Below are 1,830 nucleotides of genomic sequence, written 5' to 3'. Positions count from 1 at the left end.
CATCGGCCTGGAGGAAGCCGCGAAAGCCGGCCAGATGAGACAGCGGGTGCGCGGCGGTGCGGTCTGGCGTGAAGCGATACCAGGTCGCGCGCGGCGCCGTGCTACCGGATGCCCGGTCGTCTGCGGCATACACCCACAACCGCCCGGTCGCGGTCTTGCCCCGGCCGGGGTCGAGCACCGGCACGGGCGTATCGTCGGCATGGACCTTGTCGGCCTTGAGGACTTCGTCCCGGATGCGGCTGACGATGGGGTCGAGAAGTGCTGCGGCCTGTCCGGTCCAGCCCGCCAATGTCGAGCGGTCGATGTCGAGCCCCTGCGCGGCCATCATCTCGGCCTGGCGGTGGAGCGGCAAATGGTGGTCGAATTTCGAGACGACGATGTGTGCCAGCGTGGCGAAGGTCGCCTTGCCCCTGGCCACGGCGCTGACCGGCGCAGGCACCTGGACGATTTTCTCACACACCCGGCAGCTGTATTTGGGGCGGACGTTGCGCACGACCCGCCAGCGCACCGGCATGATGTCGAGCATCTCGTGCGCGTCGATACCCAGCGGACGCATCGCACCGCCGCAGTCCGGGCAGGTGCAGGTGCCCGACGCCGGTTCGTGAACGACATCCTCGCGCGGCAGATGTCCGGGCAGACTGCGGACGGGCACCGGTCGAACCGCTACGCCGCCGTCGGCCACCTCAGGCACAGGCGCATCACGCTCCGTTTCCAGTTCCTCCAGAGCCAGTTCGAGCTGCTTGATCTCGCGGCCGAACTTTTCGGACGAGGCACCGAACTGCATCCGCCGCAGCCGGGCGATCTGTCCGCGCAGGGTATCGATGAGCAGGTCGCGGGCGGCGAGTGCGGCATTCGCCCGGGCGAGCGAGGCCTCCAACGCGGCAATCCGCGCGGCGGCATCAGCAGGGGAAACGGGCGCTTCCGGCACCCGCATTTTATAGCAGATTGCATGGCAACGGGCGAGCAAAAGCAACGCAAAACCGCCGTTTCTACCCCGCCAGCGTCGGCGTGAACGTCCGCTCCGGTCGCCGCCAGTCGATGCCTTCCAGCAGCATCGACAATTGCGCCGGCGTCAGCGTCACCGTGCCCGTCGCGGTCACCGGCCAGACGAAGCGTCCACGGTCCAACCGCTTGGAAAACAGGCAAAGCCCCTGGCCGTCGAACCACAGCAGCTTGACCAGATGGCCGCGCTTGCCGCGGAACGCGAACAGCGCTCCGGAATGTGGGTTCTGCGCGAGCACCTGCTGCACCAGCACCGCCAGGCCATCGAACCCCTTGCGCATGTCGGTCACCCCACACGCCAGAAACACCCGCGTAGGCAGCGGCACCGGGTTCACCGCAGCACCGACAACACCCGTGCAAGTGCACCCGCATCCACGCCCGCGTCGACACTCACCCGCACACCGCCCGGCAACTCGATCTGGATGAGCCCCGATGGATATGGCGCTGGCAGTGGCGCAGGCGGCGTCGGTTCCGACACCTGCACCTCGGCAAACACCGGCAGCGACGGCACCGCCCCGGCCAGCTTACCTTCGCGCAACTGCTTGCGCCATGTGTAGATCAGGCTGCTCGATACCTCGCGACGAGCGATAATATCGCAGACCCGGATCCCCGGGCGGAACGCCTCGGCCAAAATCTCCAGCTTCTCCGCGTCCGACCATCGGCGCCGGCCCGATACCCGGCCGACCACCTCCATCCGACCAGTCATACGAGTGCTCGTATGACTGGTCGTAGAACCGATAACTTCCTGCACCGCCCGCGCCCTCGTCAAAGGCGACAAGCATCCTGCCTACCGGCGCTACCGCAAGGCGGCCTGCTGACCACGCTTAC

General features: G+C 67.3%; 3 protein-coding genes. All 3 read right to left on the bottom strand.

Annotated elements, in window-relative coordinates; translation table 11 throughout:
- Positions 1-934, bottom strand: a 934-nt coding sequence (gene tnpC, locus MF609_RS19790; protein WP_242417754.1) for an IS66 family transposase, incomplete at its 3' end; no start/stop codon positions are given.
- Positions 935-989: 55 nt separating this feature from the next.
- Positions 990-1,337 carry an IS66 family insertion sequence element accessory protein TnpB gene (gene tnpB, locus MF609_RS19785; RefSeq protein WP_056429811.1) on the bottom strand — a complete coding sequence of 116 codons (348 nt, stop codon included), beginning with the start codon at positions 1,335-1,337 and terminating at the stop codon, positions 990-992.
- Positions 1,334-1,708: an IS66-like element accessory protein TnpA gene (tnpA, locus tag MF609_RS19780; protein ID WP_242417753.1), complete on the bottom strand. Its 375-nt coding sequence runs from the start codon at positions 1,706-1,708 to the stop codon at positions 1,334-1,336. Before tnpA ends, tnpB begins: the two co-directional genes overlap by 4 nt.
- Positions 1,709-1,830: the final 122 nt, after the last annotated feature.

Origin of the sequence: Sphingomonas panni (genome assembly GCF_022664435.1) — a bacterium.
Taxonomy (GTDB): domain Bacteria; phylum Pseudomonadota; class Alphaproteobacteria; order Sphingomonadales; family Sphingomonadaceae; genus Sphingomonas; species Sphingomonas panni.
Note: the sequence above shows the minus strand (reverse complement) of the source record. Positions and strands in the feature narration are given on the sequence as shown.

Bases quoted from the DNA above. Each gene is read 5' to 3' on its own strand.
- tnpA (WP_242417753.1), bottom strand. From the start codon at position 1,708: ATGACTGGTCGGATGGAGGTGGTCGGCCGGGTATCGGGCCGGCGCCGA.